Source organism: Lentzea rhizosphaerae (assembly GCF_042649515.1).
GTDB lineage: Bacteria > Actinomycetota > Actinomycetes > Mycobacteriales > Pseudonocardiaceae > Lentzea > Lentzea aerocolonigenes.
Genome location: NZ_JBHRZI010000011.1, coordinates 806,638 through 833,362, shown reverse-complemented (window position 1 = coordinate 833,362; position 26,725 = coordinate 806,638). Strand labels below are relative to the sequence as shown.

General features: G+C 67.4%; 31 protein-coding genes and 3 tRNA genes. 29 read left to right on the top strand and 5 right to left on the bottom strand.

What is annotated here, in order from left to right; genetic code table 11:
- Positions 1 to 127: 127 nt before the first annotated feature.
- The 3 genes from ACFOWZ_RS11490 to ACFOWZ_RS11480 are packed head-to-tail and all read left to right on the top strand — an operon-like array spanning position 128 to position 2,449.
- Positions 128 to 910 (top strand): toll/interleukin-1 receptor domain-containing protein, encoded by a 783-nt coding sequence (locus ACFOWZ_RS11490; protein ID WP_382371820.1) that lies wholly within the window; start codon positions 128 to 130, stop codon positions 908 to 910.
- A 43-nt stretch (positions 911 to 953) separates the two neighbouring features.
- A complete protein-coding gene (locus ACFOWZ_RS11485; RefSeq protein WP_382371818.1) occupies positions 954 to 1,631 on the top strand; it encodes a protein phosphatase 2C domain-containing protein in 678 nt (225 codons plus the stop codon).
- Positions 1,628 to 2,449 carry a hypothetical protein gene (locus tag ACFOWZ_RS11480; protein ID WP_382371816.1) on the top strand — a complete coding sequence of 274 codons (822 nt, stop codon included), beginning with the start codon at positions 1,628 to 1,630 and terminating at the stop codon, positions 2,447 to 2,449. Before ACFOWZ_RS11485 ends, ACFOWZ_RS11480 begins: the two co-directional genes overlap by 4 nt.
- Before the next feature lie 8 nt (positions 2,450 to 2,457).
- Here ACFOWZ_RS11480 and ACFOWZ_RS11475 read toward each other — a convergent pair whose 3' ends face one another.
- Positions 2,458 to 2,811: a winged helix-turn-helix transcriptional regulator gene (locus ACFOWZ_RS11475; protein ID WP_382371814.1), complete on the bottom strand. Its 354-nt coding sequence runs from the start codon at positions 2,809 to 2,811 to the stop codon at positions 2,458 to 2,460.
- Between the two features lie 83 nt (positions 2,812 to 2,894).
- Here ACFOWZ_RS11475 and ACFOWZ_RS11470 point away from each other — a divergent pair, with 83 nt between their 5' ends.
- Positions 2,895 to 3,650, top strand: coding sequence for an SDR family NAD(P)-dependent oxidoreductase (locus ACFOWZ_RS11470; RefSeq protein ID WP_382371812.1), 756 nt, complete (start codon positions 2,895 to 2,897; stop codon positions 3,648 to 3,650).
- Positions 3,651 to 3,735: 85 nt separating this feature from the next.
- Positions 3,736 to 4,161, top strand: coding sequence for a carboxymuconolactone decarboxylase family protein (locus tag ACFOWZ_RS11465; protein ID WP_382371810.1), 426 nt, complete (start codon positions 3,736 to 3,738; stop codon positions 4,159 to 4,161).
- A gap of 116 nt (positions 4,162 to 4,277) precedes the next feature.
- Here the strand turns inward: ACFOWZ_RS11465 and ACFOWZ_RS11460 are convergent, their stop codons facing one another.
- The gene (locus ACFOWZ_RS11460) at positions 4,278 to 4,487 is read right to left on the bottom strand and encodes a hypothetical protein (protein ID WP_382371808.1); all 210 of its coding nucleotides are present in this window, start codon (positions 4,485 to 4,487) and stop codon (positions 4,278 to 4,280) included.
- Positions 4,488 to 4,652: 165 nt separating this feature from the next.
- On the bottom strand, positions 4,653 to 5,447 hold the full coding sequence (locus ACFOWZ_RS11455) for a GNAT family N-acetyltransferase (RefSeq protein WP_382371806.1): 795 nt from the start codon (positions 5,445 to 5,447) through the stop codon (positions 4,653 to 4,655).
- A gap of 31 nt (positions 5,448 to 5,478) precedes the next feature.
- On the opposite strand from ACFOWZ_RS11455, the gene ACFOWZ_RS11450 reads away from it, so the two are divergent.
- The 12 genes from ACFOWZ_RS11450 to rplA all read left to right on the top strand — a co-directional run bounded on the left by ACFOWZ_RS11450 (position 5,479) and on the right by rplA (position 13,470).
- A complete protein-coding gene (locus ACFOWZ_RS11450; protein ID WP_382371804.1) occupies positions 5,479 to 6,231 on the top strand; it encodes a PhzF family phenazine biosynthesis protein in 753 nt (250 codons plus the stop codon).
- 159 nt (positions 6,232 to 6,390) lie between these two features.
- Complete coding sequence (locus ACFOWZ_RS11445; protein ID WP_382371802.1) at positions 6,391 to 8,997, top strand: putative bifunctional diguanylate cyclase/phosphodiesterase; 2,607 nt, start codon at positions 6,391 to 6,393, stop codon at positions 8,995 to 8,997.
- Positions 8,998 to 9,071: 74 nt separating this feature from the next.
- Positions 9,072 to 9,147: transfer RNA gene (locus ACFOWZ_RS11440), tRNA-Thr, on the top strand.
- Between the two features lie 42 nt (positions 9,148 to 9,189).
- A tRNA-Met gene (locus ACFOWZ_RS11435) sits at positions 9,190 to 9,262 on the top strand.
- Between the two features lie 199 nt (positions 9,263 to 9,461).
- Positions 9,462 to 9,626: a 50S ribosomal protein L33 gene (gene rpmG / locus ACFOWZ_RS11430; protein ID WP_015105301.1), complete on the top strand. Its 165-nt coding sequence runs from the start codon at positions 9,462 to 9,464 to the stop codon at positions 9,624 to 9,626.
- A gap of 91 nt (positions 9,627 to 9,717) precedes the next feature.
- Positions 9,718 to 10,167, top strand: a complete 450-nt coding sequence (locus ACFOWZ_RS11425) for a MaoC family dehydratase N-terminal domain-containing protein (RefSeq protein WP_382371800.1) — start codon at positions 9,718 to 9,720, stop codon at positions 10,165 to 10,167.
- A complete protein-coding gene (locus ACFOWZ_RS11420; protein WP_382371798.1) occupies positions 10,164 to 10,571 on the top strand; it encodes a MaoC/PaaZ C-terminal domain-containing protein in 408 nt (135 codons plus the stop codon). The genes ACFOWZ_RS11425 and ACFOWZ_RS11420 overlap by 4 nt, the downstream gene beginning before the upstream one ends.
- A 237-nt stretch (positions 10,572 to 10,808) precedes the next feature.
- Positions 10,809 to 10,881 (top strand) — tRNA-Trp (locus tag ACFOWZ_RS11415).
- Positions 10,882 to 10,918: 37 nt separating this feature from the next.
- Positions 10,919 to 11,332 (top strand): preprotein translocase subunit SecE, encoded by a 414-nt coding sequence (gene secE, locus ACFOWZ_RS11410; protein ID WP_030473502.1) that lies wholly within the window; start codon positions 10,919 to 10,921, stop codon positions 11,330 to 11,332.
- A 40-nt stretch (positions 11,333 to 11,372) separates the two neighbouring features.
- Positions 11,373 to 12,158 carry a transcription termination/antitermination protein NusG gene (nusG, locus tag ACFOWZ_RS11405; RefSeq protein ID WP_030473501.1) on the top strand — a complete coding sequence of 262 codons (786 nt, stop codon included), beginning with the start codon at positions 11,373 to 11,375 and terminating at the stop codon, positions 12,156 to 12,158.
- An 87-nt stretch (positions 12,159 to 12,245) separates the two neighbouring features.
- On the top strand, positions 12,246 to 12,680 hold the full coding sequence (rplK, locus tag ACFOWZ_RS11400; protein ID WP_030473500.1) for a 50S ribosomal protein L11: 435 nt from the start codon (positions 12,246 to 12,248) through the stop codon (positions 12,678 to 12,680).
- Positions 12,681 to 12,759: 79 nt separating this feature from the next.
- Entirely contained in the window at positions 12,760 to 13,470 is a 711-nt protein-coding gene (gene rplA / locus ACFOWZ_RS11395) for a 50S ribosomal protein L1 (protein ID WP_030473499.1), read from the top strand.
- Between the two features lie 62 nt (positions 13,471 to 13,532).
- Here the strand turns inward: rplA and ACFOWZ_RS11390 are convergent, their stop codons facing one another.
- A complete protein-coding gene (locus ACFOWZ_RS11390) occupies positions 13,533 to 14,303 on the bottom strand; it encodes a methyltransferase domain-containing protein (protein ID WP_382371795.1) in 771 nt (256 codons plus the stop codon).
- A gap of 9 nt (positions 14,304 to 14,312) precedes the next feature.
- Positions 14,313 to 15,014, bottom strand: a complete 702-nt coding sequence (locus tag ACFOWZ_RS11385; RefSeq protein ID WP_382371793.1) for a hypothetical protein — start codon at positions 15,012 to 15,014, stop codon at positions 14,313 to 14,315.
- A 244-nt stretch (positions 15,015 to 15,258) separates the two neighbouring features.
- Here ACFOWZ_RS11385 and rplJ point away from each other — a divergent pair, with 244 nt between their 5' ends.
- From rplJ to ACFOWZ_RS11325, 12 genes are all read left to right on the top strand, one after another.
- A complete protein-coding gene (gene rplJ / locus ACFOWZ_RS11380; protein ID WP_030473497.1) occupies positions 15,259 to 15,813 on the top strand; it encodes a 50S ribosomal protein L10 in 555 nt (184 codons plus the stop codon).
- A gap of 56 nt (positions 15,814 to 15,869) precedes the next feature.
- Positions 15,870 to 16,256: a 50S ribosomal protein L7/L12 gene (gene rplL, locus ACFOWZ_RS11375; RefSeq protein WP_382371791.1), complete on the top strand. Its 387-nt coding sequence runs from the start codon at positions 15,870 to 15,872 to the stop codon at positions 16,254 to 16,256.
- Between the two features lie 429 nt (positions 16,257 to 16,685).
- Entirely contained in the window at positions 16,686 to 17,753 is a 1,068-nt protein-coding gene (locus tag ACFOWZ_RS11370; protein WP_382371789.1) for an ABC transporter ATP-binding protein, read from the top strand.
- Positions 17,750 to 18,535 carry an MlaE family ABC transporter permease gene (locus tag ACFOWZ_RS11365; protein WP_382371787.1) on the top strand — a complete coding sequence of 262 codons (786 nt, stop codon included), beginning with the start codon at positions 17,750 to 17,752 and terminating at the stop codon, positions 18,533 to 18,535. The genes ACFOWZ_RS11370 and ACFOWZ_RS11365 overlap by 4 nt, the downstream gene beginning before the upstream one ends.
- Complete coding sequence (locus ACFOWZ_RS11360) at positions 18,535 to 19,344, top strand: MlaE family ABC transporter permease (RefSeq protein ID WP_382371785.1); 810 nt, start codon at positions 18,535 to 18,537, stop codon at positions 19,342 to 19,344. Before ACFOWZ_RS11365 ends, ACFOWZ_RS11360 begins: the two co-directional genes overlap by 1 nt.
- On the top strand, positions 19,341 to 20,660 hold the full coding sequence (locus ACFOWZ_RS11355; protein ID WP_382371783.1) for an MCE family protein: 1,320 nt from the start codon (positions 19,341 to 19,343) through the stop codon (positions 20,658 to 20,660). Before ACFOWZ_RS11360 ends, ACFOWZ_RS11355 begins: the two co-directional genes overlap by 4 nt.
- The gene (locus ACFOWZ_RS11350) at positions 20,657 to 21,688 is read left to right on the top strand and encodes an MCE family protein (RefSeq protein WP_382371781.1); all 1,032 of its coding nucleotides are present in this window, start codon (positions 20,657 to 20,659) and stop codon (positions 21,686 to 21,688) included. The genes ACFOWZ_RS11355 and ACFOWZ_RS11350 overlap by 4 nt, the downstream gene beginning before the upstream one ends.
- Positions 21,685 to 22,686 (top strand): MCE family protein, encoded by a 1,002-nt coding sequence (locus ACFOWZ_RS11345; RefSeq protein ID WP_382371779.1) that lies wholly within the window; start codon positions 21,685 to 21,687, stop codon positions 22,684 to 22,686. The genes ACFOWZ_RS11350 and ACFOWZ_RS11345 overlap by 4 nt, the downstream gene beginning before the upstream one ends.
- On the top strand, positions 22,683 to 23,849 hold the full coding sequence (locus tag ACFOWZ_RS11340) for an MCE family protein (RefSeq protein WP_382371777.1): 1,167 nt from the start codon (positions 22,683 to 22,685) through the stop codon (positions 23,847 to 23,849). Before ACFOWZ_RS11345 ends, ACFOWZ_RS11340 begins: the two co-directional genes overlap by 4 nt.
- Positions 23,846 to 24,982 carry an MCE family protein gene (locus tag ACFOWZ_RS11335; protein WP_382371775.1) on the top strand — a complete coding sequence of 379 codons (1,137 nt, stop codon included), beginning with the start codon at positions 23,846 to 23,848 and terminating at the stop codon, positions 24,980 to 24,982. Before ACFOWZ_RS11340 ends, ACFOWZ_RS11335 begins: the two co-directional genes overlap by 4 nt.
- Positions 24,979 to 26,208, top strand: coding sequence for an MCE family protein (locus ACFOWZ_RS11330; RefSeq protein ID WP_382371773.1), 1,230 nt, complete (start codon positions 24,979 to 24,981; stop codon positions 26,206 to 26,208). The genes ACFOWZ_RS11335 and ACFOWZ_RS11330 overlap by 4 nt, the downstream gene beginning before the upstream one ends.
- Positions 26,208 to 26,708, top strand: a complete 501-nt coding sequence (locus ACFOWZ_RS11325) for a hypothetical protein (RefSeq protein ID WP_382371771.1) — start codon at positions 26,208 to 26,210, stop codon at positions 26,706 to 26,708. The genes ACFOWZ_RS11330 and ACFOWZ_RS11325 overlap by 1 nt, the downstream gene beginning before the upstream one ends.
- Positions 26,709 to 26,725 lie beyond the last annotated feature (17 nt).

Genomic DNA, 26,725 nt, shown 5'->3' with positions numbered 1-26,725 from the left:
CCGCGGCCGCCAGGTCGAGCGGGTCCGGTGTCCGTCGCGAATCGCGGACTGTGGACGCATTGCCGAAATCGTCGTTACGATTCCCGCGACCGAACCTGATGTTCGACGATCGGCGACATTGGTGGACGTGTTCATCTCCTACTGCCGGCGTGATGTCGATGCCGCGCGACAAATTGCGAACTTGCTCCTCGGGGCCGGGTACAACGTCTGGGTCGACTGGGAACTGCGGGCCGGACAGACCTGGAAGGCGATGATCCGGGAGAAGATCGAGAAGAGCGATCGGTTCGTTTGCGTCGTGACTCCCGAGATGCTCGATTCTCCGTGGTGCACGTGGGAGTTGTCCGTCGCGACTCGGATGGGCAAGCCGGTCGTGCCGGTGCTCGTCCGTGCGGGCGGGCGGGAGCACGCCGTGCTTCGGACCATCCAGTTCGCCGACTTCACCGGCGGAACCACGGAAGCGGCGGTGTCCTCACTGTTCGAGGGGATGGCCGCGGCGGTGCCGAGCGTGCCGGACCCCGGGCTGCCGATCGAGCCTCCCGAGAGTGAGCTCCACCAACCGTATTATCGTCGGCATTTCAGCGACGCCATCATTTCCCAACAGTTCGACCTGCGTGCCACGGGTGAGCTCATTCTCGAGAAGAGGAGTGCTTCCCGGCTCGTTCTGGGTTTCGTCCAGGTCGGCGGACGGGTCACGCTCACCGATCAGAGGCTGCTCTTCGAGGCCCATTCCTTCAACTTCAAGGCCGAACGCGTGGAAATCAGCCTCGCGGACGTCCTGCGCGTCGATTCGTTCACGATCGGCGTTCTTCCGCCCGGCTTCACCGTGCACACCAGGTCCGGCCGGAAGTACAGGTTCGTCAGCTACGGCAGAAACGACGTGGTGGCGGCGATAGATCGATATCGCCCGTGACGGCGTGTAGGTTGTCGTCGCCAATCCAGCAGGGGGGATCCACGTGCGTACGCAGATGGCCACGGAGGCCGGTAGAACGACGGCGCCGAGCGAGGACCGCGCCCTGGTCGGGCCGAACCTGCTCGCCGTGCTCGACGGCGTCACGGCCAAGCCGGAGAACGGGTGCGAGCACGGGGTCGGGTGGTTCGCCGACCAGCTCTCCGCGGAGATCCTGCGGGTCGCGCACCTCGGGCCTGCGGAGGCATTGAAGGAGGCCATCGCGCAGGCTGCGGCGCTGCACGACGGCACCTGCGACCTCGACCACCCCGACTCGCCCAGCGTGGCGATCGCGATGGTGCAGATCAAGGACGACGTGCTGCGGTACCTGGTGCTGGGTGACGCCACGGTCGTCGTCGACACCAAGCGCGAGTTGCACGTCGTGAGCGACACGCAGACCAACCGCACGGCCGGTGCGAACGCGGCCGACGTCGAGCACGCGCTCACGGGCGAGGTGCCGATCCAGGACGTGCGCCGCCTCGCGATCCTCTCCGACGGCGCCGCGCGTGCGGTGGATCTGTTCAACCTCTTCGACTGGCCCAAGGCTCTCGAGCTGATGGCGGCGAACGGGCCGGACGACCTCATCCGCAAGATGCGCGCGGTCGAGAAGGAAGACGCCAAGGCCGTCGAGTGGCCGCGCAAGAAGATCTCCGACGACGCGACCGTCGTGTACTTCGACCGGTGACGACGCTCTCCGCGCTGGACGACGTGCTGCGCGACGCCGCGAGCGTCCGGGTCTCCGAGATCGAGTGGTACGGCGAGATCGTCGTCGACCTGACGGAGCCCGGCGACCTCGACCGGCTGCGGGCGGCCATGACGGTCGCCGACCTGCCGGGCTACGTGTGCGCGTGCCGCGGGCAGGTCCGGTTCGAGTTCCTCGACGCGCGGGGCGAACGTCTCACCGTTGTCGTGATGCACCACGGGATCTCGCTCGCCTGGCAGTGGCTCAGCGGCCACGGGGAACTCGCGGACGGCGAGAAGTTGTTGCGTTGGCTGGGAGATCACGGCTTGCCCGGCCCGTTGCTCAGCAGCGCCGAACGGCCGGAGCGGCTGGCCTGGATCGCCGCGATGCCGCCCGCGCTGGAGGAGATGGCCGGCGACCTCGTCGGCCACTGGCCGATGCCCGAAGAGTCCAAGCACGTGGTCGAGGCGCGCAAACGCATGCGGAGCGTCGACCCCGTGACCGGAGTGCTGGAGCTGCTGGCCTGGTGCGCGTCCGGGATGGGCAACCTCACCAAATCCCCGCCGTACGAAGACGTTCCGGGGCTGGTCCTGCGCGACACGCCGATCGCGGAGATCGTCGAAGCGCTCCAGGACCCTCGGGCCGACGAACGCCACGACGCGGGCGCTGCCAGAATCCTGTTGGTGGACAAGAGCAGGATCAGGCAACGGATGGACGTCGCCTCGCTGCCCGGCCCGCTCCGGGTCCGCGTGCGGGAAGCCGCCGCGGCCCGCCGGTACGAGCTGCCGCGGTGGGCGGAGATCCTGCTGTCCAAGGCCTAGACGCGCTTTCAGTGCCTGGGCGCCGGTTCGACGCCCCGGCGGCGCGCGATCGCCCGCATGTTCTCCTCGCCCCAGTCGCCCAACGGCAGCAGCGCGGTGTTCAACTTCTGGCCGAGCGCGGTCAACGAGTACTCGACGCGCGGCGGCACCTCGTGGAACACCTCGCGGTGCACGATCTCGTCCGCCTCCATCTCGCGCAGCACCTGGATCAGCATCTTCTCGCTGATGCCGGGCAGCTTCCGGCGCAGTTCGCCGGTGCGCAGCGGGCCGTCGTGCAGCTGCCACAGCAGCAGCGCCTTCCAACGCCCACCGATCACGTCGACGGCCGCGTCGAGTCCGCAGGCGTAGGTTCGTGGCTTCATCCAGGATCCTTACCGAAAAGTGGGTACCTGACAAAATAGTAGGTACTTGTCGTCTCGACAGTGGCCGAACGAGCATTGGCCGCATGGGGATCAAGAAGCCGGAAGTGAAGTACCTGGGCAAGAAGGCCGTCGTCACCGGCGGCACGCACGGCATGGGCCGCGCGACGGTCGACCTGTTGATCGAGAACGGTGTGGAGGTCCTCCTCACTGGCCGCACGATCGACAAGGCCGAGGGCGTCAAGGCACACGCCGTCGCCTCCGATGCGGCGGACCTGGAAGACATCGTCAAGCTCAAAGCTGAAGTCGCACAACGGTTCCAGGAGATCGACCTGCTGTTCATCAACGTCGGCTTCTCCACGCTCACGCCGTTCGACACGACCAGCGAGGCCGACTACGACCGCACGTTCGACGTGAACACCAAGGGCGCGTTCTTCACCGCCCAGCACCTGGCGCCGCTGATCAGGGAGGGCGGCTCGATCGTCTTCACCACGAGCGTCGCCACCGCGCTGGGCTCGCCCGGCCTGAGCGTCTACGCGGGCGCGAAGGCCGCGGTCAGGGCGTTCGCGCGAGGCCTCGCCGCGGAGCTCGCGCCGCGCAACGTCCGGGTCAACGTCGTGAGCCCCGGCTTCATCGACACGCCGTCGATGGGCGTCACCGGTGTGCCGGAAGAGGTTCTCCAGCAGTTCAAGGAGGAGGGCGACCGCATCACGCCGCTCAAGCGCCACGGCTCGATGGACGAGGTGGCGAACGCGGTGCTCTTCCTGGCGTTCGACGCCACGTTCACGACCGGCGCCGAGCTGGCCGTCGACGGCGGCCTCGGCCAGGGCGTCAGCGCCTGAGAAAAAATCTTCGAAGAACCTGTCACACATCCGTCGCGCCTCGGGTCAACAGAGCAGAAGACGACGAAGACAGGGAGAAACGAAGATGAGGATCGCCAACCCGATGATGACCGTGCCCGGTGCGATGCAGGCGCTCCTGGGACTGTCCGAGGCTGCGGAGAAGACCGGGCTGGACAAGAACTTCCTGGAGCTGGTCTACCTGAGGGTCAGCATCATCAACAGCTGCGGGGTCTGCATCGACTACCACAGCAAGCTGCTGCGCAAGGCGGGCGAGACGGACGAGCGGGTCTACTCCGTGGCCGGCTGGCGGGACGTGCCGTACTACACGGACGCGGAGAAGGCGGCGTTCGCCCTCGCCGAGGAGATGACCAGCGTGCACGTCAGCGACGACGTGTGGGACGAGGCGGCGAAGCACTGGAGCGAGGCCCAGCTCGGCGGGCTCACGATCGCGATCTCCGCGATCAACGTGTGGAACCGGCTCAACGTTGCCACGCAGCAGAAGGTGGCCTGAGTTCGAAGTAGTCGAGGCCGGCGCGCAAGAGCTTCCTCTCTCTTGCGTGCCGGCCTCAGCGCGCAGCATACCCCATGTCGAACAGATGTTCGATCATCGGGCGATCAACACGCCGATCAACTCGCGGCGAGCGCCGCCCGGCCGTCGTCGGTCAGCTCCGCGCCGACGCGATGGCCGAAGCTCGTCGGCTGCGTGGGGCGCAGCAGTCCCGCGTGCACGAGGTCGTGCGTCGCCATCTGGTCGCAGCAGGGCAGTCCGTCGACGTACAGCTCGGGCTCCGTGCCGCCGGTGACCTCGGCACGACCTGCCGCGACAGCCCGCAGCATCGCCCTCGCTCTTCCGCTGAGTTCCATCTCGACCCCCCAGGTGTGGTGTCCGAATCCGCTATCCCCTTTGTCGAAATAGAGGCCGGATTCGTTCCACAAGTACGGGCTCGTTCGGGTTCTTCGCTTGTGTGAACGGGTAGATCATGTCTCACTACGCCGTTCGGGTCACGAAGACACGCCGGGGGACGTGCGCAAAGCCGGTCGGCGGGCCCACGTCGTCCAGCGCGGGCGATACCCCTGCGAGTACCAGAACGGCGTCGACCTCGGGTTCGGCAGGGCGTGGTGGAGCAGTGTCGACGCGACGCCTGAGCGGTCCAGCACGTCGTGCACGTGCGCCACGAGTGCGCTGCCCGCCCCCGAGCCGCGCACGTCCGGCCGGACGCCGAGGTGGCCGAAGTACGCGAACGGGCGCGCCTCGGCGAAGCGCTCCATCCACAGCGCGTGCGACGGCATGTCGACGTAGGCCATGCCGACGGGCGTGTCTCCGCGGACGGCCAGCCACATCGCCTCCTGGTCGCGGTCGAGCACCTCGGCCAGCGCGGACCGCAGGTGCTCCGCGCTGTTCGGGCGTTCGGTCACCATGCCGAACGCCGCGTCGTACCTGACGGTGTGCATGTTCAGCTCGACCGCGACGTCCAGGTCGGCGTGCGTCGCGGGGCGGATGCGGACGTCGGACGGCCGGGCCGGCGCCGACCGTCCGGCGAGGCGTTCGGCGACCACCGTGAGCGGGGCGAAGCCGTGGTGGATCAACGGCAGCGCGTTGGTGGTCTCGTGGCTCGGCACCGTCACGATCGCGGCGGTGTCCGTGTCGTCCAGGCCGGTGAGGCGGTTCTCCCACTCGTCGAGCAACGCGGGCAGGTTCCAGCCCGGTTGCCAGGTCAGGCTGTGGACGCGCAGTGCGCTCCACGTCGGTAGAAGGGAATCCGGATCCGTCTCGCGGTACGAGAAAATCTCCGTCACGACCTCATCTGAGCATGGCAGGGTCGCGCGTGTGGAGATCTTCGTCGTGGACGCGTTCACCGACCGGCCCTTCGCGGGCAACCCTGCCGGCGTCGTGCTCCTCACCGAGCCGCGCGACGACGACTGGATGCAGCGGGTCGCCGCCGAGATGAAGCACGAGGGAACGGCCTTCGTCACCTCGGACAACGGGCTCCGGTGGTTCTCGCCGACGCGCGAGCTCGAACTCTGCGGGCACGCCACGCTGGCCGCCGCGCACGTCCTCGGCGGCGAGCAGAAGTTCACCACGCGTAGTGGCGTCCTCACGTGCGTCAACGACGACGGATGGGTCCGGATGGACTTCCCGGCGGACCCGTCAGAGTTGACTGACCCGCCAATCGGACTAGCAGAAGCGCTGCCACATGCGACGATCAAGTCCGTGGCGCGTGGGCGCCTCGACTACCTGATCGAGTTGGGGAGCGCCGCGGAAGTCCGTTCCTTGCGACCTGACGTCCAAGGACTGGCACAGATTTCGTCACGGGGAGTAATTGTGACGGCTGCTGGCGACGGTGAAGCAGACGTCGTGAGTCGCTGTTTTTATCCGGCCGTCGGCATCCCGGAGGACTCCGTCACCGGTTCGGCCCACTGCACGCTGGCGTCCTATTGGGTGCCTCGGCTCCAGCGCGCTGACCTGCTGGCGGAGCAGGCGTCGCCGCGGGGAGGGTTCGTGCGGGCGACCCTCGCACAAGATCGCGTACTGCTCTCGGGGCAGGCCGTGACGGTGCTCCGAGGGCGGCTGAACGTCTAACCACGTCTGGGTGAATCGACGTCACTACGGGTGCTCGACCTGCCATTTCGTCCCCCGAGCGGGGTACATTGGTGCCCCTGGAGGGGTCCTGATCGCCAAGTGCGGGACCCCTCAGTCACGCCTAGAGGTCCCCCCACCCCAGGCCGACGAGGAGGCTGGATGTCCGACCGAGCGTCGGCCCCCGTGTCGGACTCGGCCGCCTGGTCGGCCAAGTCGACCAACCGCGCGTTCAGCGCGTTCGCCGTCACCCTCCTGGTGGCCGGCGTCGTCTGCGCGGGCATGGTCGCGGCCTGGCTGCCGGAGAAGGAGAACACCTCCCTCTTCTGGATCGGCCCCCTTCTCGTCGTCGGCTTCCTGCTGGCAGAACAGCTCGCGATCAACGTCGACGTCCGCAGCGGCGTCGCGTGGACGATCTCCTTCACGGAGATCCCGCTGGTCCTGGGCTTGTTGGTGGCCCCGTTCGAGGTCGTGCTCGCCGCGCACGTGGTCGCGGGCGTGGGCACGTTGCTCGGCCGGCGGATCCTCGACCGCGCCGTGTACAACGCGGGCCTCATGTTCATGGAGATCTCGGTCGCGTTCGCCGCAGCCGAGGCCGTGAACCGGATGATCGGCGAGGGCGGGCCGTTCTGGGCGGGTGCGTTCGTCGGCACCATCACGGTGCCGCTGCTCGCGAGCGTGCTCGGCCTCTGCGCGTTGCGGCTCATGGGCAAGTCGATGCGCGTCGGCAACAGCCTCCGTCTCGTGCTCCAGACGCTGGTCGTGGCGCTGCTGAACACCTCCGCCGGTCTCGTCGGCTTCCAGATCGTCTCCACCACGAAGTGGGGCGGCCTGCTGATCGCCCTGGTGCTCGCGGGCATCGTGGCCACCTACCTCGCCTACTCGGGACTGCTGCGGGAACAGCGCGACCTCGAGGCGTTGAGCGAGGTCAGCCTCCGCGTCGCGAGGTCGGGACAGCACGGCACCGGCCCTCGCCAGCCCGACGACGACCTCGCCACCGGCGTCGAAGAGGACGAGTGGCAGCTCATCGCGGAACGCATCCGCGAGCAGCTCAACGCCAACCGGGTCGTGCTGCGCCTGCGCACCGACCCGCAGGAAGCCATGATCACCCTCGTCGCCGGCGAACCGCTGCCCGAGGAGATGACCGCGACGGACCCGCGGGCCGTGCGCGAGGACCCTGTCCTGCAGCTGCCAGGCACGCACGTCCGCTACTACCGCGTGGCCGACGCGACCGAGGACGTCAGCGAGGCCCTGCTGCGCCGCGACGCGCAGGAGGCGCTGGTCGTCCCGTTGCGCGGCGCGACCCAGCTGCTCGGCGCGGTCGAGGCGCACGACCGGCTGTCCCGCTGGCGCGGTTTCGGCAAGGCGGACATCCAGCTGCTGCGGACGCTGGCCTCGCACCTCGCGACGGCCGTGGACAACCGCCGGCTGCTGGCCCGTCTGCGCCACGACGCCTACCACGATCCGCTGACCGGCCTGCTGAACCGGCCGGGCTTCCGCGAGGCGTGCGCCGAGCCGTTGCGCGACTCGAGCAGGGGAGTGGTGCTGCGGATCGACCTCGACATCCTGTCGACGGTGTCCGACGCGCTGGGCCAGGCGTGGGGAAACCGGATGGTCGTCGCGGCCGGGCGCCGGCTCCGCGACGCGCTGGGCGCCGACGTTCCGCTGGCCCGCCTGGAGGGTGGCGCGTTCGCCGCCTTCCTCGACGACTCGCGTTCGGTTGCGGCGCACGAGATCGCGGAACGCCTGCGCGCCGGGCTCTCCGTGCCGTACCCCGTCGACAGGCTCACGGTCGAGGCCTCCGCGGTCGTCGGGTACGCGTCCAAAGCGGACTCCGAGACCGAGGACCCGGACCCCGACGCGTTGCTGCAGCGGGCGGACGTCGCCGTGCGCGCGACGTCGGAGGGCACGCCGGTGAAGGCCTACGCGCCTTCGATGGGCCAGATCTTCCTGCGCCGCTTCCAGCTCGTGACGCAGTTCCGCCAGGCGGTCGAGACCGGGCAGATCTCGGTGCACTACCAGCCGAAGGTCGCCCTGCCCTCACGCCAGGTCGTGGGCGCGGAAGCGTTGGTGCGCTGGACACATCCGGAGTTCGGCCGCGTCGACCCGGACGAGTTCGTGCCGGCCGTCGAGGCCACCGGTCTCGTGGACGTGCTGACGGACTTCGTGATGGACCGCGCGCTCGAACGCGTGCGCCGCTGGCTCGACCGCGGGCTGCGGATGTCGATCGCGGTGAACCTGTCCGTGCGGACGCTGGGCGACGAGGACTTCCCGAACCGCGTGGAAGCCGCTCTGGCGCGCCACGACGTGCCTTCGGGGCTGCTGACCTTCGAGCTCACCGAGTCGGGCGTCATGGCCGATCCCGAGCGCGCTCTGCCGGTGCTGCGGCGCCTGCACGCGATCGGTGTCGTGCTGGCGGTCGACGACTTCGGCACGGGCTACTCGTCGCTCGCGTACCTGCGCCAGCTGCCGGTGGACGAGGTGAAGATCGACAAGTCGTTCGTGCTCGGGATGGGCACGGATCTCGGCGACATGGCCGTGGTGCGGTCGATCGTGGAGCTCGGGCACTCGCTCGGTCTCGTGGTCGTGGCCGAGGGCGTGGAGGACGACGCGGCCCGCGACCAGTTGGTCGGCATGGGTTGCGACGTCGCTCAGGGGTACCTGATCTCGCGTCCGCTGTCCGAGGACCGGTTCGAGGCGTGGCTGCGTGCGCGAACGGTGCAGGTCAGGGGTGCCCGCGATGAGACGGTGCTCACCTTGGTGCACTAGAGGCACCCCCGGATTTCGTTCTTGGTGGACGGGTGTTGTAGAGTTCTCCTCGCTCGGCAAGAACGAAAGAGCAAGCCCCTTTAGCTCAGTCGGCAGAGCGTCTCCATGGTAAGGAGAAGGTCTACGGTTCGATTCCGTAAAGGGGCTCCACTACTGGCCGCAGTGCTGAGCGCTGCGGCTGTAGTTGTGTAAAGCGGTGTAGCTCAGTTGGTAGAGCAAGCGGCTCATAATCGCTGTGTCGCCGGTTCAAGTCCGGCCACCGCTACGCGAGTGGGAGAGGTGTGTCGGCGGAAAGCGCCGACCATCCTCGCTCCGCATGATTTTGGGGGCCAAGCCCCCAAGCCCCCGGTACGTAGGTCGACCGGGAAGCAAGGTTCGGGTGGCGCCTCGTCACCCACCCCCGCCAGACGGTAAGCCCGGACTGGGTTTCACGGGGTTCATGTGCTCTCAGGAAGGCAAGGACCGTGGCTGCAACCGACGTACGCCCGAAGATCACCCTCGCGTGCGAGGAGTGCAAGCACCGGAACTACATCACCAGGAAGAACCGGCGCAACGACCCGGACCGCCTGGAGATCAAGAAGTTCTGCCCGAACTGCAAGACGCACCGCGCGCACAAGGAAACCCGCTGAGCGCGTAGCGAATCTTCGCCGAAGCCCGTCCCGCAACTGGGGCGGGCTTCGGCGTTTCTGCGGCGTCCTCGGAGCCGTATAGGCTGCTCAGGTGCCTCTCGACCCCAGCTTCACCGGACGTAGTTATCCGCCGTCGCAGCCGTACGACGTGAGCCGCGAGAAGATCCGCGAGTTCGCCGACGCCATCGGCGCGACCAGCCCGGCCTACCGCGACGCCGAAGCCGCGAAGGCGTTGGGGCACGGGGACGTCATCGCCCCGCCGACGTTCGCGATCGTGGTGTCGATGAAGACCAACGAGACGGTCATGTTCGACCCCGAGCTGAAGCTCGACTACAGCCGCGTCGTGCACGGCGACCAGAACTTCACGCACCACCGGCCCATCACCGCGGGCGACCAGCTCGTCAGCGTGGCGCACATCGACGCCATCACGTCCCGCATGGGCAACGACATGATCACCGTGCGGACCGAGATCAGCACGGTCGACGGCGAGCTCGTCACCACCGCCAAGTCGATGCTCGTCGTGAGGGGAGAGGACGCATGACCGTCGAGGTTGGTACCGAGCTGCCGGCGCTGTCCGTGCGCCTCAAGCGCGATGACCTGGTGCGCTACGCGGGCGCCTCGCTGGACTTCAACCCCATCCACTGGAACGAGAAGACGGCCAAGGAGGTCGGCCTCCCGGACGTCATCGCGCACGGCATGCTGACCATGGCCGTGGCGTCCAGGATCGTCGCCGAGTGGATCGGCGACCCCGGTGCGATCGTCGAGTACGGCTGCCGGTTCGGCCGGCCCGTCGTGGTGCCCAACGACGACGAGGGCGCGCTGGTCGAGGTGACCGCGAAGGTCACCAAGGACTTCGAGGACGGAACTGTGAAGGTCAACATCAACGCGGCTTTTGACGGCAAGTCGGTGTTGACGGGTGCCTTCGCCCGCGTCCGCGTGGCCTGATCTTGTGATCAAGAACACCACCGGACGACCCGGTCCGGTGGTGTTTGCGGTGCTCACACGAGATTCGGGCCCGGATCGTGCTTCAGTTGCACGACCCTGATTCGTGTTCTTGGCCCGCCTGTGGGTAGGCTGTGCGACAGGCCGCTCGGCAACTGCTTGAGCGGTCTGGTTGGAATGGACGGGACAGGCTCCCGTACACTTCCTGCTTGGCCAGGGGATCCCCACTCGGGATCTCAAAGGGGTGTAGCTCAACTGGCAGAGCAGCGGTCTCCAAAACCGCAGGTTGCAGGTTCAAGTCCTGTCGCCCCTGCTGTCGAAGCGCGTCATGGGTGGAGTGGAGGCACGGCATGAGCGAGGGCCGCGAGCAGGACCAGCCGGAGGAGCGCGAAGGCGCTGTCCGGCCGTCCACTGCTGCGGCGCGGCGTGAACGTCGTGCCTCCTCTCGCCCGGCCGCCCGCAAGGACGGCAGCAGCGCTGAGTCGAAGAAGAGCGTCGTCAAGTCCGACGAGTCGGACGAGGACGCGAAGAAGGGTCGCCCGACTAAGGCCCGTGACGGACAGGAGAAGCGTCCCTCGCTGATCGGGCGGTTCTTCCGCTACATCCGCGAGGTCATCGGCGAACTCCGCAAGGTGATCTGGCCGACGCGCAAGCAGCTCGTCACCTACACCGGCGTCGTGCTGGTGTTCGTGGTCTTCATGGTTGCGCTGGTGTGGGCTCTCGACCTCGGCTTCGGCGCGGCTGTTTTCGAGTTGTTCGGCTGAGCCGGACAGCTGCCGCTGCAATCAGGAAGCGAGATCCACAGTGACCTCCGATAACGGCGTCGACGCCCAGGAGCTGACCGACCTCACCGACGACGAGGTGTCCGAGGACGCCGCGGTCGACGAGACGGTCGAGTCGGAGGCCACCGAGGACGCTGCCGTCGAGGCCGACGAGGACGTCGACGTTCTCGCCATCGACGAGACCCCGATCGACGAAGAGATCGCCGACCCCGCCGAAGAGCTGCGTCAGGCCCTGCGCCACGCGCCCGGCGACTGGTACGTCGTGCACTCGTACGCCGGTTACGAGAACAAGGTCAAGGCGAACCTCGAGACTCGTATCCACACGCTCGACATGGAGGACTACATCTTCCAGGTCGAGGTGCCGACCGAAGAGGTCACCGAGATCAAGAACGGCCAGCGCAAGCTCGTGCAGCGCAAGGTGCTGCCCGGCTACATCCTGGTCCGCATGGAGCTCACCGACGCGTCCTGGAGCGCCGTCCGCAACACGCCGGGCGTGACCGGGTTCGTCGGAGCCACCTCGAAGCCCTCGCCGCTCACCATCGACGAGGTGCTGAAGTTCCTGCTCCCGCAGGGTGAGCAGAAGCCCGCCGAGGGCAAGAAGGCCGCCTCTACCGCTGCTCCGAAGCCGACCATCGAGGTCGACTTCGAGGTCGGCGAGTCGGTCACCGTCATGGACGGACCGTTCGCCACGCTGCCCGCGACGATCAGCGAGGTCAACGCGGACGGCCAGAAGCTGAAGGTCCTGGTGTCGATCTTCGGCCGGGAGACGCCGGTCGAGCTGTCGTTCAGCCAGGTCTCCAAGATCTGAGCGGTTTCCCCGCGAGGGGAGACCGATCGGCCACGCTGCGGCTGGCAGGGCCGCGCGCGGACACCGCAATAACAGGAAGTACGGACAATGCCACCCAAGAAGAAGAAGCTGTCAGCGATCATCAAGCTGCAGATCAAGGCTGGTGCCGCGAACCCGGCGCCGCCCGTTGGTCCCGCGCTTGGTCAGCACGGCGTCAACATCATGGAGTTCTGCAAGGCCTACAACGCCGCGACCGAGTCGCAGCGCGGTCAGGTCGTGCCGGTTGAGATCTCCGTGTACGAAGACCGCTCGTTCGACTTCAAGCTGAAGACCCCGCCGGCCGCGCGACTCATCCTCGCCGCCGCTGGTGTTGAGAAGGGCTCCGGCGAGCCGCACCGCGTCAAGGTCGCCAAGGTGACCATGGAGCAGGTCCGCCAGATCGCCCAGACCAAGATGGTCGACCTGAACGCGAACGACATCGACCAGGCCGCGAAGATCATCGCCGGCACCGCCCGTTCCATGGGCATCACGGTCGAAGGCTGACCAAGACCTTTCACGCAAGCGTGGGAGAGCCGAGCGCGGCTCATTCACCACGAACTGATCCACGGTAAGGACAGAAGTTATGAAGCGCAGCAAGGCCTACAAGGCCGCCGCCGAGCTGGTGGACCGGGAGCGGCTGTACTCGCCGCTGGAGGCCGCCAAGCTCGCCAAGGAAACGTCCAAGGTGAAGCTGGACTCGACCGTCGAGGTCGCGATTCGCCTCGGCGTCGACCCTCGCAAGGCCGACCAGATGGTCCGCGGCACCGTGAACCTGCCGCACGGTACGGGCAAGACCGCCCGCGTGATCGTCTTCGCAACCGGTGACAAGGCCGCTGAGGCCGAGGCCGCCGGTGCGGACGCCGTTGGCTCCGAGGACCTGATCGAGCGCATCCAGGGTGGCTGGCTCGACTTCGACGCCGCGATCGCGACCCCCGACCAGATGGCGAAGGTCGGCCGCATCGCCCGCATCCTGGGCCCGCGTGGCCTGATGCCGAACCCCAAGACCGGCACCGTGACCCCCGAGGTCGCCAAGGCCGTCAACGACATCAAGGGCGGAAAGATCAACTTCCGCGTTGACAAGCAGGCCAACCTGCACTTCGTCATCGGCAAGGTGTCGTTCGACCCCGAGAAGCTGGTCGAGAACTACGCGGCCGCGCTGGACGAGGTGCTCCGCGCCAAGCCGTCCGCGGCCAAGGGCCGGTACGTCAAGAAGGTCACCGTCTCCACGACGATGGGCCCCGGCATCCCGGTCGACCCGAACCGCACCCGCAACATGCTGGTGGACGAGGCCTGAGCCTCTCCGGTTCTAGTTCGTTGAAAGGCCCCCGGTTCACGCCGGGGGCCTTTTGCGTTGCGTCACAAGGGTTTGCGCGCTGCCAGCAGGAACATCAGCGGTGCGGCCGTGAAGTCGGCGCTCTGCAGTTCCGCGAGCCACCGTTCGCCGTCCGCGCGCTCGATCGCGCCCGCGCGGATGGCCCGTTCCGTGTTGCGGGTGAAGGCGAAGATCTCGTCCGCCAGAGCGAAGTCGTGGAACACAGGAGCGGCCGTGTGCACGCTCTCGACCTCGAAGCCGGCCGCACGCGCCAGTCGCGCGAGCTGGCGGCCGATGGTGGCGTTGCGGACCATCGTCGAGCAGGTGAAGCGGTTGAAGGCCCGGTTCATCTCCAGGTCGCCGTCGACGACCAGCGAGTCCCAGTCGGGCTCGCCGATCCGCAGCAGGCCGCCCGGCTCGAGCACCCGCAGGAGTTCGGACAGGACGGCGGAGGGGTCCGCGACGTGCTGCAGCGCACGATCCATCCGCGCCCTGTCGAAGGTGGCCTCCTCGAACGGCAGCGCGTGGCCGTCGCCGAGGTGGATCTCGACGTGGGGATGGTCGTGGAACCGATCAGTCGCGGCGTCGACCATCTTCTGGTCGATGTCGACGCCGACGACGCGACCTGACGTCGTCACCGCGTCGGCCATGGCCGGCAGATCCGCGCCGGGGCCGCAACCGAGGTCGAGGACCGTCAGACCGGGTTTGAGCGCGAGCAGGTCGAGCAGCTGCTGTTTGTAGTCGACGGCCGCGGCGGCGACGGTGTCCATGTACGTGACCTTGTCGGGGCTCGGCACCCCCAGTGCATTTGCCATGCACCCGAATCAACCACAGGTGCTGGCAGACCAGTCGGTGATGACCCAGCCCGAGCCGACCTTCTCCACCACGAACGACCCCAGGCGCGGACCGCCCTCGACAGTCAGGGCGCACGAGTCGATGGTGACCTTGGTCGTGGTCGGCGTCTTGAGCATGTCCGGCGGGAACATGACCTGCTGGTACTTGTCGACGCTGGTCACCTGGGTCTTCAGAGACTTCACCGCAGCCGGGCAATCGCTTGCGCCGTGGGCGTTGGCGAACTTCTGGCGCGTGTCGTCGCGGAGGAAGAGCGTGCAGGCGCGGGTCGTGTCGGCGAACGAGACGTGCTTGTAGAACATGCCCACGGTGCCCTGGAGGCCAGCCGGGGCGGACAGTCCCTGGGCCGGTCCGGTCACGCCGCCGCTGTCCTGGGCGATGTCGCCCGGGTCGTCCACGCCGAAGAAGTGGTTGTAGGCCCACACCACGGAGAGGACGACCAGGAGCAGGAAGAGCGCGCGCCAGAAGATGCGGCTGCCGAGCACGACGAGCCACCAGCGCTTGCCGCCTGACTGCTTGGGCGGCTCGGGTGCCTGGCCCGTTGCTTCCTGGTAGCGCTGGAACTCCTGGAAGCGCTGGAACTCCTGGAACTGCCGCAGCTGCTCCGGATCCATCGGCGGGGCGGGCGGCTGCGGCTGGCGGGGCGCGAGGTCCTTGCCGGGCTCGTCGGTCACACGTCACATCATGCCGATTTGGATCGGCGGACACGACTCGCGTAGTCTCTTCCGTGGTTCTACCGAAGACCGCTGGTTTTCTCCGCGAGGAGAACGAAGGCCCCGTTGCAACACGGGCGGCCCGCGCAGGGAGGACGTGGCTAGCTCTTGCAACGCCCCGTGCTGCTTGTGCGCGTGGGCGTTTCTGTTGTTTCGGGACCTTCTCACAGCTGGTGGTCTAACCCAGCCCAGAGAGGAGGCGATCATGGCGAAGCCCAGCAAGGTTACGGCGGTCGCTGAGCTCGCGGACCAGTTCCGCAGCAGCTCGGCAGCGGTTGTCACCGAGTACCGTGGCCTCTCCATGGCGCAGCTCACCACGCTGCGTCGCGCTCTCGGCGCGGGCACCAAGTACACCGTCGCGAAGAACACGCTGGTCAAGCTGGCCGCCGCGGACGCCGGCATTGAGGGCCTCGAGGCCCTTCTCGCCGGCCCGACCGCCATCGCGTTCGTCGAGGGCGAGCCCGTCGACGCCGCCAAGGCGATCCGCGACTTCGCGAAGGACAACAAGGCCCTGGTCATCAAGGGCGGCTACATGGATGGCCGCCCGCTCTCGGTCGACGAGGTCACCGCTATCGCGGACCTCGAGAGCCGTGAGGTGCTGCTCGCGAAGCTCGCGGGCGCGATGAAGGGCAACCTGGCCAAGGCCGCGGGTCTGTTCAACGCCCCGGCTTCCCAGGTCGCTCGCCTGGCTGCTGCCCTGCAGGAGAAGAAGGGCTCTGCGGCTCCCGCCGCCGAGGCCGACGCTCCCGCCGAAAGCTGATCACCCGAAGACACACCCGACGCTTTCGCGCGGGAGATTAGAAAGGACCGCCGATCATGGCGAAGCTCAGCACCGAAGAGCTGCTCGACGCGTTCAAGGAGATGACCCTCCTCGAGCTGTCGGACTTCGTGAAGCAGTTCGAGACGACCTTCGAGGTCACCGCCGCGGCGCCGGTCGCCGTCGCTGCCGCCGGCCCGGCCGGCCCGGCTGCCCCCGCCGAGGAGGAGAAGGACGAGTTCACCGTCGTCCTCGAGTCCGCCGGTGACAAGAAGATCCAGGTCATCAAGGTCGTCCGCGAGGTCGTCTCGGGCCTGGGCCTGAAGGAGGCCAAGGAGCTGGTCGAGGCCGCTCCGAAGCCGCTCCTGGAGAACGTGGCGAAGGACGTCGCCGACGCCGCCAAGGAGAAGCTCGAGGCTGCGGGCGCCAAGATCACCCTCAAGTGATCTGGGCCCCCTTGTGGGGCTTGCGCAGTAGTGCCTGAACGGGCGTGCACCTTTCAACGGGGGTGCACGCCCGTTTTGTTTTGCCTGGGGTCCGTAGGGGTCTTGTTGCGTTGGCGGGTTCCGGTCGGGTGCAGCAAGAGCTGTGGTGCGACTCGTGACGGGACCCCACCGCCGGGCCCGCTTGCTCAGTTCGTTTCGGGGCCGTTGGCCCTCGAATTGTTGGTGTGCCTGTTGTCACACCTCTGGTCGGTTTTTGGTTTGCCAGGCGTTGGTCTACGCCTCGGTGACCGTTTTGCGAGGTCACGCTGCGTGGCGTTATGCAAGCGCAACCGGCGTTAGGCCAACTGGTGAGTAACCTGCCGCGAACGAACTCGTTGCCCTGGTATGACGCCGGACACTGCGGCGTCTTGGGCGTGTGCGGAGGTGCGGATGGGCGTCGAGGTGGTCGTCGAGGGTCTGACCAAGTCCTTCGGCAAGCAGACCATCTGGCAGGACGTCACGCTCACGTTGCCGCCCGGTGAGGTCAGCGTGATGCTCGGGCCATCGGGTACCGGCAAGAGCGTGTTCCTGAAGTCGCTGGTGGGGCTGCTCAAGCCGGAAAAGGGCAAGATCGTCATCAACGGGACGGATCTCGTGCGGTGCTCTGAGCACAAGCTTTACGAGATTCGGAAGATGTTCGGCGTGCTGTTCCAGGACGGTGCGTTGTTCGGGTCGATGAACCTGTACGACAACATCGCCTTTCCGTTGCGCGAGCACACCCGCAAGAGCGAGGCCGAGGTCAGGCGCATCGTCCTCGAGAAGATGGAGATGGTCGGTCTCGTCGGGGCTGAGAAGAAGCTGCCCGGTGAGATCTCCGGCGGTATGCGCAAGCGGGCCGGGTTGGCTCGGGCGCTGGTGCTCGACCCCGAGATCATTTTGTGCGACGAGCCGGACTCCGGGCTTGATCCGGTGCGCACGGCTTATCTGAGTCAGTTGCTGATCGATTTGAACGCGCAGATCGACGCGACGATTCTCATCGTCACGCACAACATCAACATTGCTCGGACCGTGCCGGACAACCTCGGGATGTTGTTCCGGCGCGAGCTCGTCATGTTCGGGCCTCGCGAGGTGTTGCTGACGAGTGACGAACCCGTTGTCGAGCAGTTCCTCAACGGGCGGCGGCTCGGGCCCATCGGAATGTCCGAGGAGAAGGACCAGGCCACCATGGCCGCTGAGCAGGCTCATGCGGATGCCGGGCACTCGGACGGGTCGCCGGACGAGGACATGCGCGGGGTTGTGCCGCAGTTGGAGCCGACGCCCGGGCTGCCGTACCGGGATGCGGTTCGGCGGCGCAAGGACCGGGTCATGTCGATCATTCACCAGCTGCCGCACGAGGCTCAGCAGGGGATCATCGCCAGCCTGACGCCGGAGGAGCAGGCGCGGTACGGCGTGCACGTCGGGGCTCCTGCCCACGCGCCCACGCCCAGTCCCTGGCCTCGTCACGGCGGTGTGCTGTGACTGCGCAGACGACTTTCCCCGGCGCTGGGGCGCTGCGGGAGACCGGGAAGTTGTGCCAGCTCGGCATCGACGTCGTGCGGACGTCGTTCCGCCGGCCGTTCCAGCTGCGGGAGTTCATCCAGCAGAGCTGGTTCATCGTCAGCGTGACGGTGTTGCCGACGGCCCTCGTCAGCATCCCGTTCGGCGCGGTCATCGCGTTGCAGCTCGGGTCCCTCACGCGGCAGATCGGTGCGCAGTCGTTCACCGGTGCGGCCAGCGTGCTCGCGATCATCCAGCAGGCCAGTCCGATCGTGACGGCGCTGCTCATCGCGGGTGCGGGTGGCTCGGCGATCTGTGCGGACCTCGGGTCGCGCAAGATCCGCGAAGAGATCGACGCGATGGAAGTGCTCGGCGTGAGCCCGATCCAGCGGCTGGTGGTGCCTCGGGTGCTGGCCGCGATGCTCGTGTCCGTGCTGCTCAACGGCATGGTGAGCGTCGTCGGCGTGCTCGGCGGCTACTTCTTCAACGTGATCATGCAGGACGGCACGCCCGGTGCCTACCTCGCGAGCTTCAGCGCGCTGGCGCAGCTGCCGGACCTCTGGATCAGTGAGATCAAGGCGCTGATCTTCGGGTTCATCGCGGGCATCGTGGCCGCGTACCGGGGGCTCAACCCGGCCGGTGGGCCGAAGGGCGTGGGTGACGCGGTGAACCAGGCCGTGGTCATCACGTTCCTGCTGCTGTTCTTCGTCAACTTCGTCCTCACCACGATCTACCTGCAGGTCGTGCCCGCGAAGGGGAGCTGATGGCGAACAAGGCGTTGTCCACTCTGGACGGGTTCGGCGACCAGCTGTCGTTCTACATCAAGGCGCTGGCGTGGACCCCTCGTGCGCTCAAGCGGTACTCCAAGGAGACGATGCGGCTGCTGGCCGAGGTCAGCTTCGGCAGCGGCGCGCTCGCGGTCATCGGCGGCACGATCGGCGTGATGGTGGGACTGAGCGTCTTCACCGGCACGGTCGTCGGCCTGCAGGGCTTCACGGCCCTGAACCAGATCGGCACGAGCGCGTTCGCGGGCTTCGTGAGCGCCTACTTCAACACCCGTGAGATCGCGCCGCTCGTCGCGGGCCTCGCGCTGTCGGCGACGGTCGGGTCCGGCTTCACGGCTCAGCTCGGTGCCATGCGGATCTCAGAGGAGATCGATGCGCTCGAGGTCATGGGCATCCCCAGCCTGCCGTTCCTCGTCACCACGCGGATCATCGCCGGGTTCGTCGCGATCATCCCGCTGTACGTGATCGGCCTGCTGACCAGTTATCTCGCGGCGCGGACGATCACCGTCGAGTTCTACGGGCAGTCGGCAGGCACATATGACCACTACTTCAACCTGTTCCTACCGCCGATCGACGTGCTCTGGTCGTTCGGCAAGGTGCTGGTCTTCGCGGTCGTGATCATCATGACCCACTGCTACTACGGCTACCGCGCGTCCGGTGGTCCGGCGGGCGTCGGTGTGGCGGTCGGCCGTGCGGTGCGGACCGCGATCGTCACGACGGCGCTGCTCGACTTCTTCCTGAGCCTCGCGATCTGGGGTGCGACGACGACGGTGAGGATCGCGGGATGAGGAAACGTGTTCTCGGTATCGCGTTCCTCCTCGCGATCGCCATGTTCCTGTCGCTCACGGTGGCGCTGTACAAGGACGTCTTCAGCGACTACGTGAAGGTCACGCTCAAGACCGACCACATCGGCAACCAGCTGCAGACCGCGAGCGACGTCAAGGTGCGCGGCCTGATCGTCGGCTCGGTGAAGGCCATCCGCACCAGCGGCGACGGCGCCGAGCTGGAGCTGGCCCTGCTGCCGGACAAGGTCTCGCAGATCCCGTCCAACGTCAGCGCGCGGCTGCTGCCCAAGACGTTGTTCGGCGAGCGGTACGTGAACCTCGTGCTGCCGCAGCAGAAGAGCGCGGCCATCAAAGAGGGCGCGGTCATCGAGCAGGACCGGACCAGCAGCGCGATCGAGCTCGAACGCGTGCTGGACAACCTGATGCCGGTGCTCCAGTCGATCCAGCCGGAGAAGCTCGCGACCACGCTGACCGCGTTGTCACAGGCGCTCGACGGTCGCGGCAAGCCCCTCGGCCAGACGCTGGTGTCGCTCGACCAGTACCTCGGTGAGCTCAACCCGCAGCTCCCGGCGTTGAAGGAGAACATCTCCAAGCTCGCGGACGTCTCGAACGTCTACGCCGACGCCGCGCCGGACCTGTTGCAGGCGCTCAACGACATGACCACGACGACCAAGACCGTCGTCGAACAGCGGGACAACCTGCTCGCGCTGTACGGGTCGCTGACCACGACGTCGCAGGACCTCACGAGCTTCGTCACGGTCAACAAGAACAACATCATCTCGCTCGCCGACACCAGCCGGCCGACACTCGAGCTGCTCGCCAAGTACGCGCCCGAGTACCCGTGCCTGCTCAAGGGCCTCGCGGAGTTCGAGCCGATCATCAGCAAGGCGTTCGGAGAGGGCACCAACGAGCCCGGCCTGCACATCACGCTGGAGATCACGCAGAACCGCGGCAAGTACAAGCCGAACCTCGACGAGCCCGAGTACAAGGACAAGCGCGGTCCTCGCTGCTACGACATCGTGCCGAGGCCGAACCCGTTCCCGCAGTACCCGCCGGAGGGCCCGGTGCAGGACGGTTCCAGCTCGCCGCCGCCCGCGCGCGTCGCGAACGACGGGATCCTGCCGCCCGCCAACGCAGGCAACGTCACCTCGACGTCGTCCGCGCAGGACGTGCTGCGGCTCGCCAACTCGCCCGAGGAGGCCAGGTTGATCGCGGCCCTCTTCGGCCCGCGGATCGGCGTCGACCCGCAGGACATGCCCGGCTGGTCGAGCCTGCTGCTCGGACCGCTCGTGCGAGGGACGGAGGTGACCGTCAAGTGAAGGGTGTGCTCGCCCCGCTGCTCAAGCTGATCACCTTCGCGGTGGTCACGATCCTCGCCACGACGCTGCTCGCGGTGACCATCGCCAACGTGAACCTGGCCGGTGCCACCGGCTACAAGGCCCAGTTCACCGACGTCACCGCGTTGAACGAGGGTGACGACGTCCGCATCGCCGGCGTTCGCGTCGGGCAGGTCGACGAGATCAAGGTCGTCGACCGCAAGACCGCGGAGGTCGCGTTCTCGATCAACGGCGAACGCAAGCTGCCGGGGTCGGTGACCGCGACGATCAAGTACCGCAACCTGGTGGGACAGCGGTACATCGCGCTGGAGTCCGGCACCGGTGACACCAAGGCCGTGCTGCCAGAGGGCGGCACGATCCCGTTGGAGCGCACCAAGCCCGCGCTGGACCTGACCGTGTTGTTCAACGGCTTCAAGCCGCTGTTCCAGGCGCTGTCGCCGGACGACGTGAACAAGCTGTCGTTCGAGATCATCCAGGTGCTGCAGGGAGAAGGCAGCACGATCGACAGCCTGCTGGAGCACACCGCGTCGCTGACCAGCACGCTGGCGAGCAAGGACAAGGTGATCGGCGAGGTCGTCGACAGCCTCAACACCGCGCTCGACACCGTGAACTCGCGCGACGAGGACTTCAACAACCTCGTGATCACGTTGCAGACGCTGGTGTCCGGGCTCGCGCAGGACCGCAAGCCGATCGGTGACGCGATCACCGCGCTCGGCGACCTGACGAACGCCACCTCGGGTCTGCTGGAACAGGGCCGGGAGCCGTTGAAGAACGACATCGCACAGCTCGGGCTGGTCTCGAAGACGTTGGGCGACAACGAGGTTCTCGTCGACCGGATGTTGCAGCGGCTGCCGAACAAGCTGGAGACGATCACGCGGACCGCGACCTACGGCTCGTGGTTCAACTTCTTCCTCTGCGAGGGCACCGGCCAGATCGCGGTGCCGCCGGTCATCAACAACCCCGTTCCGATCACGGCCCTGCCGGTGACACAACAGAGGTGCCGCCGATGAAGGAGCGCAACCCGATCAGGACCGGCGCGATCAGCCTGACGTTGATCGCCCTGCTGCTGCTGGCCGCGTTCTACTCCGACGACCTGCCGATCGTCGGCGGCGGCACGAGCTACGCCGCGGACTTCAGCGAGGCCGCGGGGCTGGTGCCGGGCAACGAGGTCCGCGTCGCCGGCGTGAAGGTCGGCAAGGTCACCAAGGTCAAGCTGAACGGCGACCGGGTGCGGGTGACGTTCAAGGTCAAGGACGCCTGGGTGGGCGACCGCACGACCGCGATGATCCGCATCAAGACGTTGCTGGGCCAGAAGTTCCTGGCGCTCGACCCGCAGGGCAGCGCGCCGCTGTCGCCGGGCAACCCGATCCCGAAGGAACGCACGCTCGCGCCGTACGACGTGAACGAGGCGTTCAACGGGCTCGCGACGACAGTCGGCCAGATCGACACCAAGCAGCTCGCGGACAGCTTCACGGTCCTGTCCGACACCTTCAAGAACTCGCCGGAGCACGTCCGCGGCGCGCTGGACGGCCTGTCCGCGCTGTCGAAGACGATCTCCTCGCGCGACGAGCAGCTCGCGAAGCTCCTGGGCAACACCAGGCAGCTGACCAAGACGCTCGCCGACCGCAACGCGGAGTTCGAGAAGCTGCTCTCGGACGGCAACCTGCTGCTCGGTGAGCTGCGCAAGCGTCGCGAGGCGATCAGCGCGCTGCTGACCGGCACCCGCGACCTGTCCCGTCAGCTCAGCGGTCTGGTGCAGGACAACCAGAACCAGCTCAAGCCCGCGCTGGAGCAGCTCGGCAGGGTCACCACGATCCTGCAGCGCAACCAGGACAACCTCGACCGCAGCCTCGCGCTGATGGCGCCGTTCTACCGGGTGTTCGCGAACACCCTGGGCAACGGGCGCTGGTTCGACACCTACATCTGCGGTCTGCTGCCGCCTTCGGTGAACCTCGGCGTCGTCGGGTTCAACGAGGAAGGCTGCCTGCCTCCGGGGGTGCAGCGATGACCACCGCTGTCAACACGAAGACCGGCCGTTTCATCGCCATCGCGTGCGTGCTCGCGCTGGTCGTGACCGCCGCGCTGTGGTGGGTGTTCGCCGGGATGAACGGCCGCAAGGTCACCGCGCACTTCGCCGCGGCCGTGGGCGTCTACCCCGGTGGTGACGTGCGGGTGCTCGGCGTGAAGGTCGGCACCATCGACGAGGTCACGCCGGAGGGCAAGACGGTCAAGGTCGTCTTCACCCTCGACCGCGACGTCCGGATCCCGGAGAACGCGCAGGCCGTCGTGGTCTCGCCGAGCGTGGTCAGCGACCGGTACGTGCAGCTCGCGCCCGCCTACACCGGCGGGCCCACGATGGGCGACAACGCCGTGATCCCGCGCGAGCGCACCGCGACGCCGGTCGAGCTGGACGAGCTCTACCAGTCGCTGGACAAGCTCACGACCGCGCTGGGACCCAACGGGGCGAACGCCGACGGTGCGTTGGCGGACCTGCTCAACGCCGCGGCCAAGAACCTCGACGGCAACGGCCAGGCGCTCAACGACACGTTGAAGAACCTCGGCCAGGCCACGCGGACGCTGTCGGGGTCCAAAGAGGACCTGTTCGCCACCGTCGACAACCTGCAGAAGTTCACCGCGATGCTCGCGGCCAACGACAGTCAGGTGCGGGACTTCAACAAGCAGCTCGCCGACGTGTCGAAGATGCTCGCCGACGAACGCGGCGACCTCGGTGCCGCGCTGAACGAGCTGGCGACCGCGCTGGGCCAGGTGCAGGGCTTCATCAAGGACAACCGCGAGGTGCTGAAGTCCAACGTGGACAAGCTGGCCTCGATCACGCAGGTGCTGGTGAACCAGCGGGCAGCGTTGGCGGAGACGCTCGACGTCGCCCCGCTGGCGCTCGGCAACCTGCAGAACTCGTACAACGCGGCGTCCGGCACGCTCGACACCCGCGCGGACATCAACGAGCTGAACCAGCCGCCGATCGTGCTGATCTGCAAGCTGGTCCAGCAGACGACGCCGAACAACGTGCCGCCGGTGCTCGCGCAGACGTGCAAGCAGCTGGAGCCGGTCCTGTCCGGTGCGCTGCCGTTGCCCACTCCGGCTCAGGCGATCTCCGACCTGAACGCGGGCAAGCTGCCGCTGCCCCTGCCCGTTGCGGGGGTGCCGCGGTGAAGAAGCTCGCGATCGTGTTGTCGGCCCTGGTGCTGGCCGGTTGTGGTTCCGGCGGGTTCGACGGCGTCTACAACATGCCGCTGCCGGGCGGTGCGGACGTCGGTGATCACCCGTATCGGGTCAAGGCGCAGTTCAAGGACGTCCTGGACCTCGTGCCGCAGGCGGGCGTGAAGGTCAACGACGTGCCGGTCGGGCGCGTGGAGAAGATCGATCTCGCCGGTGACGGCTGGACGGCCGAAGTGACCATGCTGGTCAACGGTGACGTGCGGCTGCCGGCGAACGCGTTCGCGAACCTGCGGCAGTCCGCGTTGCTCGGCGAGAAGTTCGTCGAGCTCGGGAAGCCCAAGGACGCCGCGGGCGAGCTGACCGACAACGCCGTGATCCCGTTGGCGAAGACGAACCGCAACCCCGAGGTCGAAGAGGTCTTCGGTGCGTTGTCGATGTTGCTCAACGGCGGCGGTGTCGCACAGCTGCAGAACATCACCAAGGAGCTCAACGCGGCGTTGGAGGGCAACGAGCAGCAGGTGCGCTCATTGCTGGGCAACCTCAACACGTTCGTGGGGGAGCTCGACAAGCACAAGGCGGAGATCGTCCGCGCGCTGGACTCGCTGAACCGGCTCGCCGGCACGCTGGCCCAGCAGCGCGAGAAGATCGCGGTGGCGCTGACGGACCTCGAACCCGGTCTGAAGGTGCTGGCCGAGCAGCGCACGCAGCTCGTGACGTTGCTGCAGTCGTTGAACAAGCTCTCCGACGTTGCGGTGGACACGGTGAACAAGAGCCGTGACGACATCGTGGCGGACCTGAAGGCGTTGCAGCCGACGCTGACCAAGCTCGCCGAGTCGGGGCAGAACCTGCCGAAGTCGCTCGAGCTGCTGCTGACCTACCCGTTCCCGGACGAGGCGGTCGACGGCATCAAGGGCGACTACGCGAACCTCTACGCCGACCTGGACCTGAACCTCGGCACGATCCTGGACAACCTCGGACGGTCGCGGCAGTCCCCGCTCGACGGGTTGGTCCCGTCGCAGGGCACGCCGTTGCCGTTGCCGAACATCCCGCTGCCGGGCCTGAACCAGGGCAGCGGGTCCGGGCTGGGCGACCTGCTCGGTGGCCTGCTGGGAGGTGGTCGCAAGTGATCACGCGCGGGACCAAGCTCAAGATCGGCGCGTTCGTGCTGGTCGCGTTGCTGGGCATCTCGTACGTCAGCGCGACGTACGTGGGTCTGTTCAAGTCGTCGTCGACGGTCGTGACGATGCAGCTCGCCGACTCCGGTGGCATCTTCACCAACGCCGAGGTCACGTACCGCGGCGTCACGATCGGCCGGGTCGGGCAGCTGCGGCTGACCTCGGACGGCATCGAGGTCGACCTGGAGCTCGACTCGGACGCACCGCGCGTGCCGGCCGCGACCGAGGCCGTCGTGGCGAACAGGTCGGCCGTCGGCGAGCAGTACGTGGACCTGCGGCCGACGAGCGACTCCGGGCCCTATTTGGAGGCCGGGTCGGTCATCCCGCGGTCGGCCACGAAGACGCCGCCGCCGGTCGACGGGCTGCTGTCGAACCTGGACGCGTTCGCGTCGTCGGTGCCGACGGACTCGCTCAAGACCGTCGTCGACGAGCTGCACACGGCGTTCAACGGCACCGGCGGCGACCTGCAGGTGCTGATCGACAACACCGCGGCGTTCACGGCGGCGGCTCGCGAGCACCTGCCGCAGACCACGCAGCTGTTGAAGGACGGCAAGATCGTGCTGTCCACGCAGGCCGCCTCCGGTGGTGCCATCCGGTCGTTCAGCGGTGACCTGAGGTTGATCGCGGAGCAGCTGAAAGCCTCCGACGGCGACCTGCGGCGGCTGATCGTGGCCGTGCCGCCCGCCTCGGAGCAGGTCTCGGCGTTGCTGAAGGAGAGCGGCCCCAACCTCGGAGTGGTCTTCGCGAACCTGCTGACCACGTCGAACATCCTCGTGACCAGGCGCGACGGCCTGGAGCAGATCGCCGTGACGTACCCGATCGCCGTCGGTGGCGGCTTCAGCGTGGCGCCGGGCGACGGGACGGCCCACTTCGGGCTCGCGTTGAACGTCTTCGACCCGATGCCGTGCACGGTCGGCTACGAGGGCACGACGATCCGCTCGGGCAATGACACCTCCGCGGCGCCGTTGAACACACAGGCCTACTGCGCTCTCGCGCGCGGTTCGGCGACATCGGTGCGAGGCTCGCAGAATGCGCCGTACGGTGGAACGCCGACGACGCCGGTCGGCAACGCGACGACGCAGCCGGGCCAGGAGCCGACCGGGCAGCAGACAGCCCCGGAGCTGCCGTTGCTGACGTCGCTGGGCCAGCTGCTCGGTTTGCCGGAAGGGAAGAAGTAGTGCGGATCTTCACGGTGGTCGCCGTGGTGCTGGCGGTGCTGACGTTCGGGTACGCCGCGTACTTCGGCGTGGCCTGGTACTCGGCGTCGCACTCGTCGGAGTCGCAGTTCGCCGCCACGCGCGACGAGGCCCTGCGCTCCGGCCAGGTCGGCATCGCGAATTTCCTGACGCTCGACTACAAGAAGGTGGACGAGGACCTCCAGCGCTGGCTGAACTCGTCCACCGGCGAGCTGCGCGCGGAGATCGACAAGGACAAGGACTCGCGCAAGAAGCAGCTGGTCGACGCCAAGTCCGTGACGACGTCCAAGGTTCTCGACTCGGCCATCACCGAGCTCGACGACCGGGCAGGCAGCGCGTCGATGATCGCCGTCGTCGAGAGCACCGTGACGCCCGCCGACGGCAAGCAGGTCACCAAGATCAACCGGTACCTGACCAAGCTCACCCGCACCGAGGACGGCTGGAAGCTGAGCCAGCTGGGCCCGCTGCGGGCGGGCGTCTGATCCGGCCAGAGTTGATT